Annotated in this window: 2 protein-coding genes; both read left to right on the top strand. The window is 64.1% G+C overall.

The window, feature by feature from the left end:
• Positions 1-1,327, top strand: a 1,327-nt coding sequence (gene zwf, locus AC1DWI_RS19850) for a glucose-6-phosphate dehydrogenase (protein ID WP_477725540.1), incomplete at its 5' end; no start/stop codon positions are given.
• Positions 1,328-1,465: 138 nt separating this feature from the next.
• Positions 1,466-2,311: a MurR/RpiR family transcriptional regulator gene (locus tag AC1DWI_RS19845; protein ID WP_457282600.1), complete on the top strand. Its 846-nt coding sequence runs from the start codon at positions 1,466-1,468 to the stop codon at positions 2,309-2,311.
• The last annotated feature ends 110 nt before the right edge of the window (positions 2,312-2,421 follow it).

Here is a 2,421-nt window from a genome sequence, read left to right as displayed (position 1 = left end):
CCAGTACCGCGCGCTGATCAAGTCCCGGTTTGACAATGTCGAGCTGGCCAAGCGGCCGAGCGAAGAGGAGTTCTCGCGCTTCGCGGCGATGTTGGGCTACCTGCGCATGGACCTGTCCAACCCGGCCGACTATGCCGCGCTGGCTGCGAAACTGCAGCAGCGGCCCGCCGACGTGGTGGTGATGTACGTGGCCACCGCGCCCAGCCTCTTCACCACGGTCTGCGAGCAGATCGCCGCCGCGGGCCTCAATGGCCCGCAGACGCGCGTGGTGCTGGAAAAGCCGCTGGGCCACGACCTGGCGTCCAACCGCGCCATCAACAAGACGGTACGCAGTGTTTTGAGCGAGCAGCAGATCTTTCGCATCGACCACTACCTGGGCAAGCCGTCGGTGCAGAACCTGTTTGCGCTGCGCTTTGGCAATTCGCTCTTTGAACCGCTGTGGCGCCGCGAGACGATTGCCAACATCCAGATCACCATCGCCGAAGACCTGGGCGTGGAAAAGCGCGGTGCGTTTTACGACAGCACCGGCGCGCTGCGCGACATGGTGCAAAACCATGCGCTGCAGCTGCTGTGCGCCATCGGCATGGAACCACCCATCAACTCGCACGCCGATGCCATCCGTGACGAAAAGCTCAAGGTATTGCGATCGCTGAAGGCCTGGACGCCTGAAACGCTGAGCCAGCATGTGGTGCGCGGCCAGTACGCGGCCGGCAACATCGACGGCGAAGCCGTGCCCGGCTACCGCGACGAAAAAGGCGTGCCCCCTGACAGCAGGACCGAAACCTTTGTGGCCCTGCGCACCGAGATCGCCAACTGGCGCTGGGCCGGTGTACCGTTTTACATCCGCACCGGCAAGCGCCTGGCCGGCCGCGATGCGCACATCGAGGTGAACTTTCGCCCCGCGCCGCACGCGATTTTCAAGTCGGCGCTGGCAGGCTCCAATGTGGCCAACCGGCTGGTGATCAACCTGCAACCCAAGGACGGCCTGGAGCTGCACCTGCTTGCGCAGGGTGCCGACCAGCGCACGGGAGGCCGCGGCACGCCTTCGCTGGCGCCGGTGCAACTGGACCTGGATTTTGACAAACGCTTTGGCTCCGAGCGCGTGGGCGCTTATGAACGGCTGCTGCTGGATGTGATCGACGGGCGCTTGAATCTTTTCGTGCGCAGCGACGAGCAGGAAGAAGCCTGGCGCTGGGTCGAGCCCATCATGGACAGCTGGAGCAGCCAGGCGAGTGCGCCACGGCCTTATGCCGCCGGCACCTGGGGGCCCAGCGCTGCGAGCGCGATGATTGCCAGAGACGGCTATTGCTGGTCCGAAGAATGTTAGCCCCCATGCTCCCCACTGCGTGTGGTTCGCTGCCCCCCGAGGGGGCGCCCCGCCTGCGGCCCGGCAAAGCCGGTTCCGCGGCTCGGACTGGTATTTGGCAGACCTGTGAGATCTTGCAGCGTAGGGAGGACAGTTCCCGTGCTTGATCGAATAAAGGCTTCATTGCCGTCACTGGCGCCAGCGGAGCAACGCGTGGGCCGGTTGGTGCTGGCCGATCCGCGGGCATTTGCCAATTTGCCGATCACGGAGCTGGCGAGCCGCTCGCATGTGAGCAAGCCGACTGTGGTGCGGTTTTGCCGCAGCATGGGTTATGACGGGCTGTCGGACTTCAAGCTCAAGCTGGCGGGCAGCGTGAGTGAGGGCGTACCTTTCATCCACCGCAGCGTGGACGCGGACGACAAGACCGGCGACGTGATGGTCAAGGTGATCGACAACACGGTAGCGGCGTTTTTGAAATACCGCAACGACGCGAGTTCCGTAGCCGTTGAACGGGCCGCCGACGCGTTGCTGGCCACTTACAACACCGGCAAGCGGATTGAGTTCTTCGGCGTGGGCAATTCGGGCATCGTGGCGCAGGATGCGCAGCACAAGTTCTTTCGCCTGGGCATCACCAGCATCGCCTACAGCGACGGCCACATGCAGGTGATGAGCGCCTCGCTGCTGGGGCCGGGCGACTGCGTGGTGGTGATCTCCAACTCTGGCCGCACGCGCGATTTGATGGACGCCTGCGACATCGCCCGCAAGAACGGCGCGACCACGATCGTCATCACGGTCACCGGTTCGCCGTTGGCCGCGGCCGGCAACATCCACCTGGCAGCCGACCACCCCGAGGGCTACGACCGCTACAGCCCCATGGTGTCGCGCCTGATGCACCTGATGATCATCGACATCCTGGCAACCTGTGTGGCACTGCGCATCGGCAGCAAGCTGCAACCGTTGCTCAAGGAAATGAAAAACAACCTGCGTAACAAGCGTTATGCCTGAGACGGGCGCAGACAGGTGAGGCGCAGACGCGGCCTGCGTCGCCCCGCCTGTGATAGCGGCCCCTTGGAATTTCAAGAAGAATTCGCCCGCAGCCCATAAGGGGCATGCGC

The sequence above is a fragment of the Polaromonas sp. P3_C2 genome (assembly GCF_056402675.1).
Note: the sequence above shows the minus strand (reverse complement) of the source record. Positions and strands in the feature narration are given on the sequence as shown.